This window comes from Flavobacterium rhizosphaerae (assembly GCF_046000445.1).
Taxonomy (GTDB): Bacteria; Bacteroidota; Bacteroidia; order Flavobacteriales; family Flavobacteriaceae; genus Flavobacterium; species Flavobacterium rhizosphaerae.
Genome location: NZ_JBELPZ010000018.1, coordinates 39,316 through 60,929, shown reverse-complemented (window position 1 = coordinate 60,929; position 21,614 = coordinate 39,316). Strand labels below are relative to the sequence as shown.

The 21,614-nt window shown below is 38.7% G+C and carries 19 protein-coding genes and 1 pseudogene; 11 read left to right on the top strand and 9 right to left on the bottom strand.

Going from position 1 to position 21,614, the window contains the following annotated elements; translation table 11 throughout:
* Positions 1-95 precede the first annotated feature (95 nt).
* The 3 genes and pseudogenes from ABS766_RS14200 to ABS766_RS14190 form a co-directional block, all read right to left on the bottom strand.
* Positions 96-308, bottom strand: a pseudogene (locus tag ABS766_RS14200) (helix-turn-helix domain-containing protein); the annotation flags it as partial.
* Between the two features lie 223 nt (positions 309-531).
* Positions 532-1,995 (bottom strand): sigma 54-interacting transcriptional regulator, encoded by a 1,464-nt coding sequence (locus ABS766_RS14195; protein ID WP_408085855.1) that lies wholly within the window; start codon positions 1,993-1,995, stop codon positions 532-534.
* 117 nt (positions 1,996-2,112) lie between these two features.
* Positions 2,113-3,234, bottom strand: coding sequence for a vWA domain-containing protein (locus ABS766_RS14190; RefSeq protein ID WP_408085854.1), 1,122 nt, complete (start codon positions 3,232-3,234; stop codon positions 2,113-2,115).
* A gap of 138 nt (positions 3,235-3,372) precedes the next feature.
* On the opposite strand from ABS766_RS14190, the gene ABS766_RS14185 reads away from it, so the two are divergent.
* On the top strand, positions 3,373-4,320 hold the full coding sequence (locus tag ABS766_RS14185) for an alpha/beta hydrolase (protein WP_408085853.1): 948 nt from the start codon (positions 3,373-3,375) through the stop codon (positions 4,318-4,320).
* A gap of 7 nt (positions 4,321-4,327) precedes the next feature.
* Here the strand turns inward: ABS766_RS14185 and ABS766_RS14180 are convergent, their stop codons facing one another.
* Positions 4,328-5,302 (bottom strand): hydrogen peroxide-inducible genes activator, encoded by a 975-nt coding sequence (locus ABS766_RS14180; protein WP_408085852.1) that lies wholly within the window; start codon positions 5,300-5,302, stop codon positions 4,328-4,330.
* A 181-nt stretch (positions 5,303-5,483) separates the two neighbouring features.
* Between ABS766_RS14180 and ABS766_RS14175 the strand changes: the two genes are divergently transcribed.
* Positions 5,484-5,900 carry an OsmC family protein gene (locus tag ABS766_RS14175; protein WP_408085851.1) on the top strand — a complete coding sequence of 139 codons (417 nt, stop codon included), beginning with the start codon at positions 5,484-5,486 and terminating at the stop codon, positions 5,898-5,900.
* A 63-nt stretch (positions 5,901-5,963) separates the two neighbouring features.
* Here ABS766_RS14175 and ABS766_RS14170 read toward each other — a convergent pair whose 3' ends face one another.
* Entirely contained in the window at positions 5,964-6,326 is a 363-nt protein-coding gene (locus tag ABS766_RS14170; RefSeq protein ID WP_408085850.1) for a hypothetical protein, read from the bottom strand.
* A 173-nt stretch (positions 6,327-6,499) separates the two neighbouring features.
* Here ABS766_RS14170 and ABS766_RS14165 point away from each other — a divergent pair, with 173 nt between their 5' ends.
* Complete coding sequence (locus ABS766_RS14165; RefSeq protein WP_408085849.1) at positions 6,500-7,678, top strand: acetyl-CoA C-acyltransferase; 1,179 nt, start codon at positions 6,500-6,502, stop codon at positions 7,676-7,678.
* Between the two features lie 123 nt (positions 7,679-7,801).
* Positions 7,802-8,563, top strand: coding sequence for a C40 family peptidase (locus ABS766_RS14160; RefSeq protein WP_408085848.1), 762 nt, complete (start codon positions 7,802-7,804; stop codon positions 8,561-8,563).
* Positions 8,564-8,567: 4 nt separating this feature from the next.
* On the opposite strand, the gene ABS766_RS14155 is transcribed toward ABS766_RS14160, so the two are convergent.
* Positions 8,568-9,479, bottom strand: coding sequence for a T9SS type A sorting domain-containing protein (locus ABS766_RS14155; protein WP_408085847.1), 912 nt, complete (start codon positions 9,477-9,479; stop codon positions 8,568-8,570).
* 101 nt (positions 9,480-9,580) lie between these two features.
* Positions 9,581-10,468, bottom strand: coding sequence for a T9SS type A sorting domain-containing protein (locus tag ABS766_RS14150; protein WP_408085846.1), 888 nt, complete (start codon positions 10,466-10,468; stop codon positions 9,581-9,583).
* 82 nt (positions 10,469-10,550) lie between these two features.
* Here ABS766_RS14150 and ABS766_RS14145 point away from each other — a divergent pair, with 82 nt between their 5' ends.
* The 3 genes from ABS766_RS14145 to ABS766_RS14135 all read left to right on the top strand — a co-directional run bounded on the left by ABS766_RS14145 (position 10,551) and on the right by ABS766_RS14135 (position 13,908).
* Entirely contained in the window at positions 10,551-11,405 is an 855-nt protein-coding gene (locus tag ABS766_RS14145; protein WP_408085845.1) for an alpha/beta hydrolase fold domain-containing protein, read from the top strand.
* A gap of 263 nt (positions 11,406-11,668) precedes the next feature.
* Entirely contained in the window at positions 11,669-12,526 is an 858-nt protein-coding gene (locus ABS766_RS14140; RefSeq protein WP_408085844.1) for an alpha/beta hydrolase fold domain-containing protein, read from the top strand.
* 113 nt (positions 12,527-12,639) lie between these two features.
* Complete coding sequence (locus tag ABS766_RS14135) at positions 12,640-13,908, top strand: glycoside hydrolase family 5 protein (protein ID WP_408085843.1); 1,269 nt, start codon at positions 12,640-12,642, stop codon at positions 13,906-13,908.
* Positions 13,909-13,997: 89 nt separating this feature from the next.
* Here the strand turns inward: ABS766_RS14135 and ABS766_RS14130 are convergent, their stop codons facing one another.
* Entirely contained in the window at positions 13,998-14,486 is a 489-nt protein-coding gene (locus tag ABS766_RS14130; RefSeq protein ID WP_408085842.1) for a hypothetical protein, read from the bottom strand.
* Between the two features lie 90 nt (positions 14,487-14,576).
* Positions 14,577-16,493 (bottom strand): molecular chaperone DnaK, encoded by a 1,917-nt coding sequence (gene dnaK, locus ABS766_RS14125; protein ID WP_408085841.1) that lies wholly within the window; start codon positions 16,491-16,493, stop codon positions 14,577-14,579.
* Between the two features lie 284 nt (positions 16,494-16,777).
* On the opposite strand from dnaK, the gene ABS766_RS14120 reads away from it, so the two are divergent.
* The 4 genes from ABS766_RS14120 (at position 16,778) to ABS766_RS14105 (ending at position 21,596) form a co-directional block, all read left to right on the top strand.
* A complete protein-coding gene (locus ABS766_RS14120; RefSeq protein ID WP_408085840.1) occupies positions 16,778-18,721 on the top strand; it encodes a sensor histidine kinase in 1,944 nt (647 codons plus the stop codon).
* Entirely contained in the window at positions 18,718-19,110 is a 393-nt protein-coding gene (locus tag ABS766_RS14115) for a response regulator (protein WP_408085839.1), read from the top strand. Before ABS766_RS14120 ends, ABS766_RS14115 begins: the two co-directional genes overlap by 4 nt.
* Before the next feature lie 121 nt (positions 19,111-19,231).
* On the top strand, positions 19,232-21,214 hold the full coding sequence (locus ABS766_RS14110; RefSeq protein WP_408085838.1) for a sensor histidine kinase: 1,983 nt from the start codon (positions 19,232-19,234) through the stop codon (positions 21,212-21,214).
* Complete coding sequence (locus tag ABS766_RS14105) at positions 21,180-21,596, top strand: response regulator (RefSeq protein ID WP_408085837.1); 417 nt, start codon at positions 21,180-21,182, stop codon at positions 21,594-21,596. Before ABS766_RS14110 ends, ABS766_RS14105 begins: the two co-directional genes overlap by 35 nt.
* The last annotated feature ends 18 nt before the right edge of the window (positions 21,597-21,614 follow it).

Genomic DNA, 21,614 nt, shown 5'->3' with positions numbered 1-21,614 from the left:
GTTAGCTAATAAAATGATTTGTAATGGCGAGTAATACACACCTAAATATTGGCCTAAACACAGAAAGATAAAAGGCCGGGTACAATTGAAGCAGGTTAATTAAATGATTTGCGAAATTCTAATGGTGTTATATCCGTATTTTTTTTAAACATCTTACTAAAAGACTGCAAGTGTTCAAAACCCATTTGGTAAGCTATCTCACTAATAGTAAGATTTGTAGTGGTTAACTTTACTTTAGCCCTCTCTATGAGTTTATCATGAATATGTTGCTGAGTATTTTGCCCGGTAAGTACCCGCAGTAAACTACTGGGTTTAATTTTTCATTTTAGTATGCTTTTCCTTATAGTGTTTTTGCCTGTGAAAGAGGCTAAAAGGTAAATGTGAAACATAAAAAATTAAACACCTGGTAAACAGGCGTATAACTTTTATTATATTTCACACCCTAAAGTAAAAAAATGTCATAAAAGTGAAAGAATCCGGCTTGCGGTAAATCAAAAAATAAGCCCCGCAAATGCGGGGCTTATTGTGTTTTTATAATCTGCTGATATAGCTGCCAAAGGGATCTTTAAACTGATACCCTTCAGTAAAGCGGTCTTTGCTTAGTTTTTTGTATTCTGCCAGTCCCCACAAAATAAATTCCTTCATAAAATTAAGGTCTTCCTTAGGGGTATCGGGCTGGTATTTTTGTATAAGCTGCTTTAACGGAATTATTTTATCCAGCTCTTTACGGTACTCACTATCAGTAGCATCGTCAGAAATTTCAAGCCCGCCTTCATTAAAAAACCAGTCGATTATTTCCTGGTATTCGTTTTTCTGGTTTTGTTTTTCCAGCTTTTCAATTTTTGGGAAATACTCTGCAAATAAAGTTTTTACCGCACTGCCCATAAGCACTTCTGCCACAGCGGCAGCACCCTCCTGTTCGCCCTCATACACCAGCTCTACCTTACCGGTTATGGCCGGTATAATACCCATAAAATCACTAAGGCGCACCGAGGTTTTCTCCTCCCCCGCCCGTAAGGCACGCCGTTCGGCTGTGCTCAGCAGGTTTTCAAAAGCGGTAATGCTCATACGGGCGCTCACACCACTTTTGTAGTCTATATATTCGCTTTCACGGGCTTCAAAGCCTATCTGTTCCAACAAGTCTTTAGCAAGCGATGGCACATAAACAGCCTCACTCTGGCGGCTATCTAACCTGGCTTCCTGCTCCGTAATGGTACGCGCCGTTTGTATGGTTTCGGGGTAATGAGTAATTATCTGAGAGCCAATACGGTCTTTAAGTGGCGTTACAATACTGCCGCGGTTGGTATAATCCTCCGGGTTTGCCGTAAATATAAACTGTACATCCAGTGGCAGGCGCAGCTTAAAGCCACGTATCTGTATGTCACCCTCCTGTAGTATGTTAAAAAGCGCCACCTGTATACGTGCCTGTAAATCGGGTAACTCGTTAATTACAAATATGCTGCGGTTAGCCCTTGGAATCATACCAAAATGCAGCACACGGTCATCAGCGTAGGATAGTTTAAGGTTGGCAGCCTTAATCGGGTCAATATCGCCAATAAGGTCGGCCACAGTCACATCCGGCGTAGCCAGTTTTTCGTAAAAGCGCTCATCGCGGTGCAGCCAGCTTATTGGGGTTTCATCCCCTTTTTCGCCAAGCAATTCCCTTGCATAGCGCGACATCGGGTTAAATGGGTCATCGTTAATTTCGCTCCCCTCTACAAAAGGTATCCACTCATCTAAAAGGTTTACCATAAGGCGTGCCAGGCGTGTTTTGGCCTGACCCCGTAAACCTAACAGGTTAATATTATGGCGGCTGAGTATAGCACGTTCCAGTTCCGGAATTACAGTATGCTCATACCCGTGTATGCCCTCAAAAGCGGATTGCTTTTTTGCTATTTTTTTACGGAGGTTATCGCGCAGTTCATCTTTAATTTTTTTAGGCTGATAGCCTGAAGATTTTAATTCGCCAAACGTTTTTATATTTTCTACAGTCATAAAAGTTTTTAATCTAAAGTTTTTAAAGCCTGATACCAAGAGTCAAACCTCCGGGTATGTCAGGTATTAATAATCTGTCATCTGTTATCTATTCTCTCTAATCTTAAATCCAAAAAGCTATTTTATCCTTTTCTTGCGGTTTGTTTCATAATCTTCAAAAATCATTTCACCAAGCCCCTTAAGTCCGGTATAAAATGCCTTGCCCTGGTTTGCCTCGGTAAACTCGCGCACAAAACGCTGCAAATAGGGGTCTTGCGCAATCATAAAAGTGGTAATGGGTATATGCAGCTTGCGTGCCTGTGCTGCCATATTGTAACATTTCTCCACAATTTCCTCATCAAGCCCGTAACTGTTCATATAATAAGTGCCGTCCGGCTGGCGCAGGCAGCTGGGCTTACCATCAGTAATCATAAAAATCTGCTTGTTGGTGTTGCGCTTGCGGCGCAGTAAATCCATAGCCAGTTGCAACCCCGCTACCGTGTTGGTGTGGTATGGCCCTACCTGCAAATACGGCAGGTCTTTTATTGAAACCGGCCAGGCATCATTACCAAACACTATAATATCGAGCGTATCTTTTGGGTAGCGGGTAGTTATAAGTTCGGCAAGCGCCATGGCTACTTTTTTGGCGGGTGTAATACGGTCTTCGCCATACAGTATCATACTATGGCTGATGTCAATCATGAGTACCGTACTCATTTGCGACTTAAAATGGCTGTCTTCCACCACCAGGTCGTTTTCTGTGATATCAAAATTATCAATCCCGTTATTAACCTGTGCGTTTTTAAGGCTTTCGGTAAGCGATATTTTTTCAAGTCCATCACCAAAATGGTATTCGCGGTACTCTCCGGTACGCTCTTCACCCAACCCGGTATGTTTGGTGCGGTGGTTACCGGAGCCACTTTTACGCAGGTTGCCAAATATCTGTTTAAGCGCCTGCTGGCGTATGTTCTGCTCCATTTTACCGCTAAGCCTTATGCCATCCCCTGTACCGTCAGGGCGTACTTCTTCTCGTATGTATCCTTTCTTTTTTAAATCTTCAATAAAATCATCAATGGTATAATCGGGTGTGGTAAGTTTATACTCTTTATCCAGTTCCCTAAGCCAGTCTATAGCTTCATCAAAATCGCCTGAAGTATGCGTGATCAACTCGGTGAAAATCTCCAGCAGCTTATCAAAAACCGACTGCTCCGGAGCCTGGTAGGTACTGAATACAAACCCTTTTCTTCTGCTTGTTTCCATACACATAAAGTTACTACATAAATACATGGGGGCGAAATGCAAATGCGGTTAATTTATGTTAAAATTTACAGCCCCGTTACCGCATTACAGTTACATATTGTAACATTGTACTTTACAATTATTTTAAACAAACCAGTAATGCCTTTTAGTAAAAAACGGTTTATAAAAAGAACGCTTTGGTTCCTGCTTATTTTTTTTATCCTAAACAACATTATAGCTATTTTTCACGCCTATAAGTTTACACATTTTGATGAAACGGCAACCACACACTTTACCCCGGAAGGAAAAACGACTGGTGAAAAATTAAAATTTATACTGTTTGGCGCAGCAATGCCCCGGCCAAAAAATACCATAACCCCACAGCAACCCTATGAAACGGTTTATATTAAAAGCAATGTAAAGCTGGAGTCCTGGTATATAAAAGCCGATAACCCAAAAGGCACAGTATTGCTTTTTCATGGATACCAGGCAGATAAATCGAGCCTGGTGCCGGCTGCGGAAGCATTATTTAAAATGGGATATAATGTATTGCTTACTGATTTTATGGGGTCGGGTGGCAGCGGGGGAAACAGTACTACCATAGGAGTTACCGAAGCACAGGAGGTAAAGGACTGTTTTGAATATATTAAGCAAAAAGGCGAAAAAAAAATTTACCTATACGGCAACAGTATGGGGTCTGTTGCTATAATGAGGGCTATAGATAAATTTGGCATTAAACCCACCGCCATCATGCTGGCCTGCCCTTTCGGCACCTTTTATAAAACAGTATGTGTACGCTTCAGGCTTATCGGCATACCGGAATTTCCTGTGGCGGGTATGCTTACTTTTTGGGGTGGCGTGGTAAACGGTTTTTGGGCTTTTGGCAATAATCCCGAAGTGTATGCAAAAAACATTACCTTCCCTACCCTGCTTATGTGGGGCAAAAAAGACAACAGGGTGAGCCGGGAGGAAACCGATACTATTTTTGCAAACCTTAACGGGCCTAAAACCTTAAAAATCTATCCTGAAGCCGGGCATACAGGGTATCTGGAAACTAATCCTGATGAATGGATAAAGAGTGTATCTTCATTTTTAAGCCATAATTAACCCTATATTACTCCTTAAACCGGGCTACAGCTTTTATAAAATATGGGGAATCGTTCCACCGTATTTTTTTATAGCGCCGGTTTAGTTTCAGGGTTTCCGGCAGACAGTTCCATATTGCCTCATTCATCTTTTCCAGTAATAGCTTACGGCTAAAAGTATCAGCCACCACAAGGCTTATCTCACGCACAGGTGCCGGTTCTTTAAACGGTTTGTATACCGCTTCCGGTGGCTCATTATTAACCGAAAGCTGTGGTACAAGCGCAAACCCAAGCCCGGCACGAACCATATTTTTAAGTGTTTCTATAGAAGTAATATCATACCTAAACTGCCCCGCTTTTTCCGTATCACTTTTAAGCCCGCAAATATCCATTAGCTGGGCATTATAACAATACTCGTTTTCTAATAAAAGTAACAGGGGCTTATCCTGGGGCTGCAATTCATAAAACTGTTGTTGGGCCATAGGGTGCCCGGGGTGCAAATAGGCTACAAACGGCTCCTGGAATACCGGATATTCTTTTAACTGCATATTTCCGGTGGGGGTAGCCATAAGGGCAATGTCTATAGCCCCGGTTTGCAGGCTGTGCAGCAACTGCCCTGTGTTACTTTCTTTTATAACAAACTGCATTTTGGGCACGGCAACCTTCATTGCCTGTATAAACATCGGCATGATATAAGGCGAGAGTGTACTGATAACGCCAAGGGTTACCACACCTTCAAGGTCATTTTTTTTATGTACCACATAATCGCGTATGGCATCGGCTTCCCTAAGCAGTTTTTTAGCCCGCTCAATTACTTCTGCCCCATCTTTAGTGGGTTTTAACGGCACCTTTGTACGGTCAAAAATTTTAATGCCTATCTCTTCTTCCAGATTTTTTAACTGTATAGTAAGCCCGGGCTGTGTTACATTGCAAGTTTCGGCTGCCTTTGCAAAATGTCTGTATTCGTCAAGTGCTACTATATAACGAAGTTGCTGTATCGTCATGATTATAAATTTATTTTATAAAGGTAAAAAATTATTAATTTGATTTATAAACAGAAGGCATGTAAATTTGTATTATAAAATAACAAAGGCTTAACAAGTTTCGGCTGACACAATTTTTAACTTTACAGCTATCACTACTAAGCCAAATACTTAAATAACAAATTATAAATCAGATTTTATCATGAAATTTACAAGGAAAGCTTCAACAAACTGGAAAGGTACAGGTAAAGACGGAAAAGGTACTGTAAGCACAGAAAGTACTACACTAAACAACGCGCAACTATCATTTAAAACCCGTTTTGAAGACGGCGTGGGTACTAACCCTGAAGAACTGGTTGGCGCAGCGCATTCCGGCTGTTATACCATGCAACTGAGTTTTCTTATATCAGAAAAAGGGTTTACACCGGAAGATTTAAATACCGAAGCGCAGGTAACCTTTGAAGACGGTACCATTACCAAAATACACCTGAAACTGGAAGCCAATGTACCCGGCCTGAGCGAGCAGGATTTTCAGGAACTTGCCAATAAAGCTAAAGAAATTTGCCCGGTGTCTAAACTTCTTAATGCCGACATCACGCTTTCTGCCACATTGGTATAAGCCGCAAAATATAAATAGTAAAAGCCCTGCGTTGCAGGGCTTTTACTATTTATACCATATACTTTAATAGCTGATCTCTATTGTTATGGCACTGGTATGTACAGCTACTATTTTGCCCCTAACCCGCATACCGTCAAGTTCATTATATACAACTTCATGGTACATAATACCAATTTCTTGATATTGTTTGGCACTGCCATGTGCCTTTATAACTATTTCAGGCTCCTGAGCCCCTTTGGTTAAAGAGAGCTGCTCGTTTACAGTTAGCCCAAAAGATAAAGGGTCAACAGCGGGCAACGGCAGCTCATACACTAATAATTTAGGTTCTGCCTTTATTGCAGCGCGCGCATTTTGGGGCGTGCGGTATATCAGCAAGACTAGTACAACCACCACTATTATAATACCAAAAACCAGATAGATGTTCATAATTTTACTCTAATTTTATGCAATAGTAAAGATATAATTTTTTTTATATCCCTTTACCTCTTTACATTTATTATAATTTCAATTTACCAGTTAAATAACCTCATTTTTTTGAAATATTAATTTTATAAAGCAGAAAATTTAATTAAATTCGCAATAAAAACATTTATTAAATTATGACACGTAAAGTAGTAATAGTTTCAGCAGCCCGTACACCAATAGGAAGTTTTATGGGCGGGCTTTCTACCATACCCGCACCACAGCTTGGTGCTGCAGCTATAAAAGGCGCACTCGAAAAAATAAACCTGAAGCCAAAACTGGTTGACGAAATTTTAATGGGAAATGTAGTGCAGGCAGGTGTAGGCCAGGCACCGGCACGCCAGGCTTCGCGCTTTGCAGGCTTGCCTGATAGCGTAATATCTACCACAATAAATAAAGTTTGCGCCTCTGGCATGAAAGCCGTAACGCAGGGTGCTCAGGCCATACAATGTGGCGATGCCGAGGTGGTGGTTGCAGGCGGTATGGAAAATATGAGCCTTATCCCACATTATGTACACATGCGCAACGGACAAAAATTTGGCCCCGCAACACTTGTAGACGGCTTACAGAAAGATGGCCTTACCGATGCGTATGATAATAATGCCATGGGTGTTTGTGGTGATGCCTGTGCAGAAAAATATGAAGTAACCCGCGAAGAGCAGGATGCCTTTGCCATAGAATCGTATCGTCGCTCTACTGAGGCATGGGATAACGGCAGGTTTGATAATGAAATAGTACCAGTTTCGGTGCCGCAACGCCGTGGTGAGCCTGTAGTGGTTAGTAAAGATGAAGAATATACTAATGTAAAAATTGACAGGATAACATCGCTTAACGCAGCGTTTTCTAAACAGGGCACCGTAACGGCTGCAAATGCTTCTACTTTAAATGATGGCGCAGCTGCGCTGGTTTTAATGAGCGAGGAAAAAGCGAACGAACTTGGATTAAAACCATTGGCTTACATCCGCTCTTATGCCGATGCCGAACAGGAGCCAAAATGGTTTACAGTATCGCCTTCGCTGGCACTGCCAAAAGCGCTTGATAAGGCAGGTATCAGTAAAGAACAGGTTGACTATTTTGAACTGAACGAGGCGTTTTCGGTAGTAGGTATAGCCAACTCAAAAATCATGGGGTTAGACCCTGCCAAAGTAAACGTAAACGGTGGTGCAGTATCTTTAGGGCACCCGCTGGGCTGCTCGGGCGCACGTATTATTGTAACCCTTCTTAATATTCTGGAGCAGAATAATGCCAAAATTGGTGCTGCCGCTATTTGTAATGGCGGGGGTGGCGCTTCGGCAATAGTACTGGAGAGGCCTTAAACAATTTTATCGTTTCAATTGGCTTTTCAGATAGCGCTGCTTCATAATTAACTATTATATTTGTGTTTTGAAGCAGCGCTTTTTATTTTTTATAAATCATACTGAAATCCAATAAAGTTTTAAATGTTTGGTATTTGCAACCTGGCCATTGTGCCGCTCCGTTTTGAACCCAGCGACAAAAGCGAAATGACATCGCAGGTTTTATTTGGCGAACATTTTAAAATACTGGAGCAAACCCAAAAATGGGCTTTTATAGAACTGGCGTATGACGGCTATACCGGGTGGATAGACAATAAGCAGTTCCGTACCATACCCGAAGGCGGATATGATTATTTACAGCAGGCTCCCGAAGAACTCAATGGCGACCTTATAGAATACATAACCACACCAAACAATCAGCTTATATCCATACCCTTTGGGGCATCGCTTACTTTTTTAAAAAATGCCGAGCTAAATGCGGAGCAATTAATTTTTGAAGGTACAAAAACCTCCGGCGTTATGGCCAGGCAAAACCTGCTGCAAACCGCCTTTATGTTTCTTAATGCCCCCTACTTATGGGGTGGGCGTACCCCTTTTGGTATAGACTGCTCGGGCATGGTACAAATGGTATACCGCCTAAACGGCTATAAACTGCTGCGAGATGCATCTCAACAAGCTACACAGGGAGAGGTACTGAGTTTTATTGAAGAAAGTGAACCCGGCGACCTCGCTTTTTTTGACAATGAAGAAGGCAACATTATCCACGTGGGTATTATTATGGAAGACAACTACATCATCCATGCCCATGGCAAGGTACGGGTAGACAGGCTGGATCACCTGGGCATCTACAATACCGATACCGGCAGGCACACCCATAAACTAAGGGTAATAAAAAAGATAATATAGTCAGCTATTGCACTATTAACTTTTCTGTCTGCACTTTTGAACCCGAAAATATCTTTATAAAATATGTACCCGCCTCTAACCCGGATACAGAAACAGCAGCAGCAGTAATTTCTTTTACCTGTCTGCCCATAACATCAAACAACTGAACAGCATCTATAGTTAACCCATCAGGCACATCAAAATACACCCTATCATTAGCAGGGTTGGGATATATTGTGACAGTTTGCTCTTTAATTTGAGACATTCCCAATGTACAATTTTCTAATAAAGAAACCTCTACATACAAATCATCAATATTCCATTCAGAGTATGGATATGCATTATTCTGGGCAGCTTCCTCATCATCAACCTGAATACAAACAGCATTATAAACATAGTCCGGGCTTACAGGTTCAGGAGATTCAAATGAAACATTTATTATCATGGCATTAGAATTATTCCCGTTTTTAAGATTAATCACGTCGAGTGCATAATCATTATGAGCCTGAATGATTTTAATATTAGGATTATTGCTTAAATCAAGTTCCGTAATTTCATTAAAAGGCCCTACATCATATCCATTCCCTGCATAAAGCTCTTCCAGTAAAATATTGTGGGAAAGGTCTAATTCCGTAAGCCAGGTTGAACTGCAATTAAGTATTTTTAATTGTAAATTCTGGCTCACATCCAAATCAGTTATACTGGTATGATGTAATATAAGGCTTTCAAGGCTGGTAAAATCCTGTATACCCGTAAGGCTCTGCAAACTAAAATTAAAATTTAAATCAAGTTCTGTCACATTTTCAATATCCGAAGTTAATACCTGCCCGTTTATCTCGCCGTCACTGTCTATCCCTAAATCTATAAGTACCTCTTCAAAAGCAGCATCCGGTATAAGGGTAACCTGCGCTACTGTAATATGCCCAATTATACTCATCAAAATTGTTAAATATATTTGTTTCATATCATTTACCCGTTACATTATTAATCACTGAACAATTAACTTTTCTGTCTGCACTTTTGAACCCGAAAATATCTTTATAAATACGTTCCCGCTTCTAAACCGGATACAGAAACAACATCGGCAGCAGCAAATTCTTTTACCTGCCTGCCCATAACATCAAACAACTGAACAGCATCTATAGTTAACCCATCAGGCACATTAAAATACACTCTATCATTAGCAGGGTTGGGGTAAATTGTAACAGTCTGCTCTTTTAATTGAGGCATTCCCAATGTACAATTTTCTGAAAAAGAAACTTCTACATAAAAATCATCAACATTCCATTCAGAGTATGGATATTCATTATTTTGTGCAGCTTCCTCATCATCAACCTTAACACATACAGTATTAAAGACGTAGTCGGGGCTTGGAAGTTCAGGAGATTCAAATGAAACATTTATAATCATGGTATTAGCATTATTCCCGTTTTTAAGATTAATCACATTGAGTGCATAATTATTATAAGCCTGAATAATGTGTATATTAGGATTATTACTTAAATCAATCTCTTCAAGCTCAATAAGCGGGGCAACATCAAATTCATTTCCAAGATAAAGCTCTTCCAGTAAGATATTATGGGAAAGGTCTAATTCTGTAAGCCAGGTTGAACCGCAATTAAGTATTTTTAATTGTAAATTCTGGCTTATATCCAAATCGGTTATTTCGGTATGATGTACTATCAGGCTTTCAAGATTTACAAACCCCTGTATACCAGACAAGCTTTCAATATTATAATAAGAATACAAATCAAGTTCCGTAACACCTTCAATATCGCTGGTAAGTACCTGACCGTTTATCTCGCCATCGCTGTCTATTCCGAAATTTATAAGTGCACCTTCAAAAGCAACATCCGGTATAATGGTAACCTGGGATATTGCCGAATAGCTAATTGCCAAACAGAGTAATAGTAATCTTTTTTTCATAATTAGTTGGTTTATTGGTTAATTGCTAATATATAAAAATATAATAATTTTAAAAAGGCATAGAATTTGCTTATTTTACGGCATGAAAAATATTTTTTATATCCCACTGCTCTTTTTATTGTTTTTAACAGGCTGTAACTCGTCAGACGATTCAGCAAACAAGAATGAAACATTACTTGCTGCTGCTCAATATTACAATGTGCCTTATGGTGATGATGGTTCACAGGTAATGGATGTATACCTGCCCGAAGGCCGCAATGATGAAGATACTAAGGTAATTATGCTGATACATGGCGGCGCATGGATATCAGGCGATAAAGATGATTTTTCTGATATACTCCCCATTATACGTACTAACTTCCCCAATCATGCAGTAGTAAACATTAATTACAGGCTGGCTACTTCATCAAGTCCGGCTTTTCCTAAACAAATTGATGATTTGCAACAGGCGCTGGAGTTTTTAGAAAATAATGATTACCACATCAGCACACAGTATGCTCTTTTAGGGGCAAGTGCGGGGGCACACCTGGCCATGCTATACAGTTATAAGTACGATGCCCAGCACCACGTTAAGGCTGTGATAGATATTGTAGGCCCCGCAGATTTTACTGACCCTGCCTATACCAACCATCAGCTTTATGGCTTTGCAGCATTAAACCTTTTAGGTACTGCTACCCCAACACCACAGCAAATTGAAGAAGTAAACCCCATAGCGCATGTATCGGCACAATCTGCGCCAACCTTAATGTTTTATGGAGGTATAGATCCGCTAATACCTGCTACACAAGGCCCCAACCTTAAGGCCGCACTTGATGCTGCCGGGGTATATAACGAATTTAATTTTTATGCCGAAGGCGGGCATGGCGACTGGGATGAAGCCACTATGGCAGAGGTTGCTGCTAAAACAACAGCCTTTTTGCAGGTCTACCTGCAATAAAGCAACAGGTATCAACTTTTATAATAGCAAACATTTATATCCCCATCCATACATGCTAATGCATTAAGGATGGGGATTTTTACATTATAGTTTTATAAAGCAACTGATTGATTAGATATTGGTTTATAACAATTAACGTACTTCTATAATATTGTTAACAGTAATTTGGTAAACCGGGGATTAATTTTGTAATTATTAATAACTACCTGATAGTTAAGGTATATACCCCATCGGTTAATTAAGCTTTTAATTAATCATTACTTATGAAGAAATTACTATACATATGCTTATTTACCTCCTTATTTGCAGTAAGTTGTAAAACGTATGACTATATGCCATTGAGCATAGTCATAAAACCGGATTTTTCTACCATAGACTTCCACAACGTATCATACGGGCAGGACCCTAAGCAAACTATGGATGTGTATTTCCCAAAAAATGCTGAAACCAGCGAAAAATCAAAAACAATTATCCTCATACATGGCGGCTCCTGGATAAGCGGTGATAAAATAAAAATGAACAGCTGGGTAAATGTATTTAAAGACAGGTTCCCTGATTATGCCATAGTAAATATAAATTACAGGCTGGCTACACCTTCATCACCCGCTTTTCCAAAACAAATAGATGATATAGAGAAAGCCATACAGTATCTTGAAAGAAATTATCCTGTAACTCAGGAGTACGCCCTGTTGGGTGTGAGTGCCGGTGCGCACCTGGCTATGCTATACAGTTATAAAAGCGATGTAACCCATAAGGTAAAAGCAGTTTGCGATATTGTTGGCCCGGCAGATTTTACTGACCCTGCCTATACATCGCACAAATTGTATGATTTTGCTGCCATGAACCTTACCGGGAGTGCCTCGCCTACCGCTAGAGAGATATATAATTTAAGCCCTATAGAATATATTACACCACAATCGCCCCCCACTATAATGTTTTATGGCAGCCGGGACCCTATGGTACCCTCAACACAAGGCTACAGGCTAAAAGACAAATTGGATGAGCAGGGAGTATACAACATTCAAAACCTGTATGTAAATGGCGGCCACGGCAACTGGGGCGAAGCTACACTAAATGAAGTACAGGATCAGGCAGTTGCATTTATTAAAGAGTTTCTGTAATACCTTTTTGTTTTTTTCACAATTCCTATTTTACAATTTTAAACCATAATTATAGGGGTGTTTTGTTATCTTTAAGGCAATATTTTATGAAATCCTTAAACTAACAAAGCAAAATGAAAAACAAACCCAGGCTTTTCTTATTTGCAGCTCTTACAGGGCTGATGTTTTCTTACCACCCAAACACGTATGCACAAAACAAATCTGCCGCAAAAAGCAGTAATGAAATTGCACATACCAGCAAAAAACAAATTATTGAGCCTAATGGCAACCCTATTATTTTAAAAGGCACTAACCTGGGCAACTGGCTGGTACCCGAAGGTTACATGTTTAAAATGGGCCAGGTTAGCGCCCCGCACCAGATTGACGAGTTACTGCACCAGCTTGTAGGGCCGGACAGCCTAAAAGCTTTCTGGACAAAATACCTGGATAACTACATTACGCAGGATGATATTAAGTACCTGAAGCGTATTGGTTGCAACCACATTCGGCTGCCATTTAACTATAAATTGTTTACCGATGATGTATACATGGGCCAGCGTAATGCCGGCTTTAAATATTTTGACCGTGTATTAGACTGGTGCCGTCAGGAAAACCTGTATGTATTACTGGATATGCACTGCGCACCGGGTGGGCAAACCGGAGATAATATTGACGACAGTTACGGTTACCCCTGGTTGTTTTTCAGCCAGACTGAGCAGGACAAAATGAGTGCAATATGGACAGAAATTGCAAAGCGCTATAAAGATGACCCAATTGTTATTGGATATGATGTGATAAATGAACCCCTGGCACACTATTTTAAAGAAGAAATTCCCGATTATAACCACAGGCTGTACATGTTATACAAACGCATGGCGGCAGACATCAGGAAAGTGGATAAAAAACATACACTGTATCTTGAAGGCTCGATTTGGGCAGGAGATTTTGGTGTGTTTGAAACCATATTAGACGATAATATTGTTTATGAATTCCACAAGTATTGGTTTGACGTATCGCAAAAAGCCATACAGGATTATATTGATTTTAGCAATAAACATAATGTGCCTATTTATATTGGCGAAACAGGAGAGAATACTGACGAATGGATATCTGATTTTACCAAATTACTAAATGCCAATAACATTAGTTGGGCATACTGGCCGTATAAAAAAATGGATAATACCCGTGGCATTATGAACTTCAATATGCCCGAAAACTATGACCTCATCATAAAATATGCTGAGAGCGACCGTAGTTCTTATAAAAACCTGCGCGAAAACATGCCCAACCGTGTAAAGGTACAACAGGCACTAAACCAATACCTTGAAAACTGCAAATACCAAAACTGTTTCCAGAACAAAGGTTACATACAGGGTTTAGGACTTAAAGTCCAGAGAAAATAATTGTTAGATGATTGGATTGCCGGATTTTAGACGGTACGATAAGTTAAAACTCTTAAACCAACACGCCTCGCAATGCGGGGCGTGTTGGTTTATCTGCTTTTATATATTTGTTCAAAAATGTCACAAAGGAGATAATCTCCTTTAGGCTCAATATGGTAAATTTCATTAATCTTACTCAACGTGTCGGTATTTGCCAAATCAAAGTCATACAGACTACTAAGGTCTGAAATGAAACACGAAAAATAGTTCAAACCTAAAATTTTTTCAAAAAAATCAATAGCAATATCCTCATACTCTTCCACTTTAAAGGATGTTGCATATTTAATCGGTACTACACTGCCCGGCCGCGGAAGTTCATTCTCATTTTTATATTCATCAAACATAATTTTTAAATTTCTAATTGCTTCATCCCTGGATTTTCCAAAATCAATCATATGATACCAGTTGATAAGCCGGGCATGGTATTTTTCTTCACCTGCATTAGGATTATACATGATTTCAAGAGGGTAATCATCAAAACTCCAGTCTGATTTTAAATAAGATAATATTAATTTGTATTTTGCTTTTAAGTATTTCATAATAATTGGTTTCACCAAATATAAAACAAAAACGCCCCGCAATGCGGGGCGTTTCCTATCTTAATACTTAATACTAATTGTTGCTTAATACTATTTCACTTCTTCAAAATCCACATCCTGAACGTTGTCGCCTTCAGCTTGCTCAGCGCCACCTTGTGGCTGGCCCTGTTCGGCACCACCCTGTGCACCTGCACCTTCACCTTCGGCCTGTGCTTTGTAAAGCTCTTCGCTGGCGTTTTTCCACGCTTCATTTACTTTATCAAGTGCCGGCTGAATAGTAGCTACATCTTTGCTTTCATACGCTTTTTTAAGTTCTTCAAGTGCCGATTCAATAGCCGACTTGTTGTTGCCGGAAAGCTTATCGCCAAATTCTTTCAACTGCTTTTCAGTCTGGAAAATCATGGCATCAGCCTCATTCAGTTTCTCAACTTTTTCTTTCGCTGCTTTATCAGATTCTGCATTAGCTTCAGCTTCGCGGCGCATCCTTTCAATTTCTTCCTGGGTAAGCCCTGAAGAAGCCTCAATACGGATGTCGTGCGATTTACCTGTACCTTTATCAGTTGCAGAAACTTTGATGATACCGTTGGCATCTATATCAAAAGTAACCTCTACCTGTGGCACACCCCTTGGCGCTGGTGGAATACCGTCTAAATGGAAACGGCCTATAGTTTTATTATCAGTAGCCATTGGCCTTTCACCCTGTAGTACGTGTATTTCTACACTTGGCTGGTTATCTGCCGCTGTAGAGAACACCTGAGATTTTTTGGTAGGTATAGTAGTGTTAGATTCAATTAATTTAGTCATTACACCACCCATAGTTTCAATACCAAGAGAAAGCGGCGTTACGTCAAGAAGTAATACATCTTTTACATCTCCGGTAAGTACCCCTCCTTGAATTGCAGCACCAATGGCCACAACCTCATCCGGATTTACACCTTTAGATGGTTTTTTACCAAAAAATTTCTCAACTTCTTCCTGTATACGTGGTATACGGGTAGAACCACCTACAAGTATAACCTCATCAATATCTGATTTGCTAAGCCCCGCATCTTTAAGCGCTTTTTCGCAAGGCATCATAGAGCGTTTTACAAGCTCATCTGCCAATTGCTCAAATTTAGAACGGGTTAGTGTTTTTACAAGGTGTTTAGGGCCAGAAGCTGTAGCGGTAACATAAGGCAGGTTAACCTCTGTTTGAGAAGATGAAGAAAGCTCAATTTTAGCTTTCTCTGCTGCCTCTTTTAAACGCTGAAGCGCCATTGGGTCTTTACGCAGGTCTACACCTTCTTCGCTGTTAAATTCATTGGCCAGCCAGTCAATTATTACCTGGTCAAAGTCATCGCCCCCAAGGTGGGTATCACCATTGGTAGAAAGTACTTCAAACACACCGTCGCCAAGCTCAAGTATAGAGATATCAAATGTACCTCCACCTAAGTCATATACAGCAATTTTCTGGTCTTTACCTGCTTTATCAAGCCCGTAAGCCAAAGCCGCAGCAGTAGGCTCATTAATAATCCTTCTTACTTTAAGTCCCGCAATTTCACCTGCTTCTTTAGTAGCCTGGCGTTGGGCATCATTAAAATAAGCGGGTACGGTAATAACTGCTTCAGTAACCGTTTGCCCAAGGTAATCTTCTGCCGTTTTCTTCATTTTCTGAAGTGTCATGGCACTTAATTCCTGTGGGGTATAAAGGCGTCCGTCAATATCCACACGTGGGGTATCATTATCGCCTTTTACAACTTTATAAGCTACATTTTGTACTTCTTTAGTGCTTTCAGAGAATTTATTTCCCATAAAACGCTTTATAGAAGCTATAGTTTTTGTAGGGTTGGTAACGGCCTGCCTTTTTGCAGGGTCACCTACTTTTATTTCGCCACCCTCTACAAAAGCAATAACCGATGGCGTGGTTCTTTTTCCTTCAGCATTAGCAATAACCACTGGCTCACCACCTTCCATTACGGCTACACACGAGTTGGTTGTTCCTAAGTCAATTCCGATTATTTTACTCATCTTGTCTGGTTTTTATTTTTTCTTGTTTTTGATTTTCCTTTTTATTGCCGGTTTAAAACCGATATAGCTATTTCAATCACTGTGCCAAGCAGAAAATAAATTAAAAAAGTGCCAAAAAGTGACAAGATGACATATAATAGTATTTTTTTAAGTAAAATATTAAAATGAAGATAATACATCCAAATTTTTTACTTAAATTTATTTTATTAATTTTTTCTAAATAAATTATCTGTTTTTTTAATAATTTATTACCAACCTCAGCTATTAATTAAATTATATAAATTTTGTCTTTAAAATACAAATACGCCTTATCGGCTACAGGTATTTTTGTAGCTTTTTTAGGATTTTTTGTTATACTTGGCTGGTTTTTAGACAGTAATTTTATCAAACACATATTACCAGGCCAGGTATCAATGAAATTCAATACCGCTTTATGTTTTATATTGGCAGGTATGGCATTTTGTACGCGGCATATTTATTATTTAAGAAAATGGCGCTCTATTACCTGTATATCGGCCTGCATAGTTTTATTATATGGTGGTATATCACTATTGCAGGAAATGTTTACCGAAGGATTTGGCATAGATGAATTTTTCATCAAAGATATTGAGGCACCCTTACGGTTTGAAAGTAACCCAGGTAGAATGTCTCCACTAACTGCGGGTTGCTTTTTTTTAACCGGCCTTGGCCTGTTACTTCAGGATTCTCATAAAAGAAAATTACTTGTAATCTCTCAATACCTATTTCATATAATTACGCTTGTGGCTTTTATATGTATAATAGGCTATATTTTTAATGTGCCCCGCTTTTATAAGTGGCACTTTGTTAACTCTATGGCAGTGCATACCGCCATAACATTTTTTATAATGTCTATTGTAGCAACATTAGCCCATGCACATTTAGGTATTCCTCGAATTTTTACAGCCTCATCAATTGGTAATAAAATTGCACGTAAACTTTTTTTCCGTTTTACGCTCTATATAATAATTTCTTCTTTTTGCTGCTTACTGCTTTATAATGCCATGCCGCAGGAAATAGAATTTACCATTGCCTTTTTTACGGTCATAAGTATAGTGGCAGGCCTCTACTTTATAAGTAAAACAGCTATAGACATTAATGTACTGGCAAAAAAAGAGAAATTAGCCGAAGAAAATTTACGCCTGACAATAGAATCAGCCCCTTATGCCATAATATTATCAGATATTAAAGGTACTATAGAGCTTGTTAACCGCCAGACAGAACGTATGTATGGTTACAGCAGAAAAGAACTGATTAATGAGAATGTAGGTATGCTGATACCTATAGAAAAATACACTAAGGCAATAAGTATTTATAAACCGTTTAGCCAATTGCAAGACAATATTTTATTTGATGGCAATGAAAACATATCTGCCATTAAAAAAAATGGCGAAATATTTCCTGTAGAATTAATCTTAACTCCTATTAAAACCGAAAGGGGCATTATGGTTATAACAGCAGTGAACGATATTACGGTAAGGAAGAGAAATGAAGAAACCATTAATAAGCAATTAGAAGAACTACAGTACAAAAACCAGGAACTGGAACAATTTAATTATATAGCTTCGCACGATTTGCAGGAGCCTCTGCGCACAGTTTCTAATTATATTAATTTATTGCTTGAAGATTATAACCAGCTGTTTAATGATGAAGTTAAACAACACCTCTCTGCAATGCAGGCGGCAACAACCCGTATGACAAGGCTGGTACGCACCTTGCTAGATTTTGGTAAACTGGGGCATAACCGCAAACTTTCACTTACCGATTGCCAAATGGTTATTAATGATGTAACTACCGATTTAAACACACTTATAAACCATAATGATGCCTGTATTATTATAACTACTCCAATGCCGGTAGTATATGCTTATAGTGGTGAGTTGCACCAATTGTTTCAAAACCTTATAAATAATGCTATTAAATTCAGGAAAAAAAATATTCCGCCAAGAATAAAAATAGGACACGTAAAAAAAAATGGCTACTTTCAATTTAGTATTTCAGATAACGGTATTGGGATTGCGCCGGAATATTCAGAGCAGATTTTTCATTTATTTCAAAGGGTAAAAAACGGTACTGAATACGAGGGCCATGGCATAGGCCTTGCCAATTGTAAAAAAATTACCGAAATGCACGGTGGCAAAATATGGGTAGAATCAAAACCCGGTAAAGGAAGTACTTTTTATTTCACCATTTCAAATTTTAAGGCATGATGAAAAATACATTTAACTGCATTATGATTGTTGATGACAACAAAATTGACAATTTTTTTCATGAAAGGGTTATCCTTAAAAATAACATTACAAATACTGTTATAATAAAACAGTCGGGCATTGAGGCTTTGGAATATCTACAGGACAATAATAATGTTTTGCCCGAAATAATTTTTCTGGATATACACATGCCCGAAATGACCGGATGGGAATTTTTAGACCAATATATACAGCTTGACAAACTCAAACAAAAAAGCAAAATAATTGTGATGCTGGGCACACAAAATTTTATTGATGATAATACCGAAAAATTTAAAGAGCTGTTACACATAAACTTTACTACAAAGCCTTTAACTACCGAATTTTTAAATTCACTTACCCAATTTTAATTTACCGTTAATCTTTATAAAACTGCATTTCGTCTGTTAAACCATTTGTATTATCTAATAAACAAAAACACATAGAACTTTAACAATTACTTTTACGTATACGTTTTTAAAACATGTATGTATGATTGTAAAGTTATTAAAAATAAAACCCTATCCTTCATTATTTGCGGGCTATAGTGTATTGCTATTGTCTTGTGCTGTAATAGTGGCTTGGTTTTTAGATATTGAGGACATAAAAAATATTTCAAGCCATTATATCTCAATGAAGTTTAATACAGCGCTGTGTTTTGTATTAATTAGTATTAGCTTATTGTTAAGGGTAAAAGATTATAAGCCCTGTATTATAGCTTCTGTTTTAGCTTTATTTGTGGCTGTAATAGGGCTTATATCATTTTCTCAGGAAATTTTTAATTACAATTCGGGTATAGATGAACTGTTTATAAAAGACGTACAGGCAAGGTTTAAAAACGAGGCTTATCCCGGGCGAATGTCTCCGCTTACTGCCATATCTTTTTTTTTAATGGGTACAGGCGTTCATACTTTAAGGTTTAAACAGAAAAAAATTATAAATGCTACACAATATGTTTTTCATTTTGTGACACTACTTTCTTTTATTGCCATAGTAGGCTATATTTTTGGTGTGCCTAAGTTTTACAAGTTTAGCTTTGTTACGTCAATGGCATTACATACTGCTGTTGCTTTTTTTGTATTGTCTAATGGGGCGTCGCTCCTGAACCCAGACGCTGGTTTTACTGCCATTTTTACAGGTAAAGGTGTTGGCAACAGGGTAGGCACGCAGTTATTTATGCAGATGTTCCTTTTTGTTGTGATATTTACGTACCTGCGCCTTCAAACCCACAGGTATAGTTATGTAAATGTTGAGTTTGGTATTGTGCTTATGGCCATTTCATTTATCATTATCAGCCTTTTCCTGATATGGAAAGCATCTTATACAATTAACAAATCCGAAGTAAAACAAAAAATTGCCGAAGAACATTTTAAACTGGTTGTTGAGTCGGTTCCTAATGCGCTGATAGTTTCTGACAGTACTGGAGAAATTACACTGGTAAACGTACAGGCAGAAAAACTTTTTGGCTATAAGCGGGAAGATATGGTAGGTAAAAAAATAGAAATGCTTATCCCACAAAAATTCAGGAGTTATCATCCAAACAACCGCAATTCATATCACAAGGCTCCGGTTTCTCGGTTTTTTGGTGCCGGAAGGGAATTGTATGCCGTACGAAGCGATGGGTCAGAATTTCCAGTAGAAATAGGCCTGAACCCAATAAGTACAACTGATGGAGGGAATATTGTGCTGGCCTCAATAATTGATATAACCGAAAGAAAAAAGCAGGAGGCGCTTATTGAACGGCAAATTATTGAACTGCAGGTAAAAAACCAGGAAATGGAACAGTTTAATTATATTGCCTCGCATGATTTACAGGAACCCTTAAGAACGGTTTCTAACTACATACAGCTACTGGAAGAAGATTACGAAGATGAACTTAATGATGATATAAAATTTCATTTAAAAACAATGGATTCGGCAGTTAGCCGTATGAGCATGCTGGTACGTTCATTATTAGATTTTGGCAGGCTGGGCCGTAATAAAAAGCTCAAAGTAACCGATTGCAATATACTTTTAGAGGACGTAACTAATGATCTTAATAATCTTATACAAACAACAGGTACAGAAATTATTACAGATACCGCATTGCCAAAAACGTATGTATATCAAACAGAGTTCAGGCAGCTTTTACAAAACCTCATTAACAATGCAATTAAGTTCAGGAAAAAAGATGTACCCTCAAAAATAATTATAGGCTGCAATACTAAAACCAGACATTTTGAATTTTATGTAAAAGATAACGGAATAGGAATAGAGGAAAAATATTCTCACAGAATATTTCAGATTTTTCAAAGGCTAAACAAACAGGAAGAATATGAAGGCCACGGTATAGGCCTTGCCAATTGCCGTAAAATAAGCGAAATGCACGGCGGCAGAATATGGGTAGAATCAATACCCGGAGTTGGAAGTACATTTAAATTTACAATTTTAAAATTAGAAAATGAAAACACCTTTAAACTGCATAATGCTGGTTGATGACAATAAAACCGATAACTTTTTTCATGAGCGTGTAATACGTAAGTATAATGCTGCAACAAATGTGATTGCTAAAGAATCGGCACAGGAGGCTCTTGACCATCTGAAAAACAAAAAAAATAATGAGAGTTGTACACACCCGGATTTAATATTTTTAGATATAAATATGCCGGGAATGAACGGGTGGGAGTTTATGGAGCATTACCGTGAACTGGATTCAGAACTGCAAAGTGAAATGGTAGTAGTAATGCTAACTACCTCTCAAAACCCCGATGATAAGGCCACTGCTTTGTCTCAGGGAGGTATTATCGATTTTAAAACAAAACCCTTAAGCAAAGAAATACTTGATGAAGTATTGCAAAGTTTTTACTCCAGTAAATAATGGTAAATATCATTAACG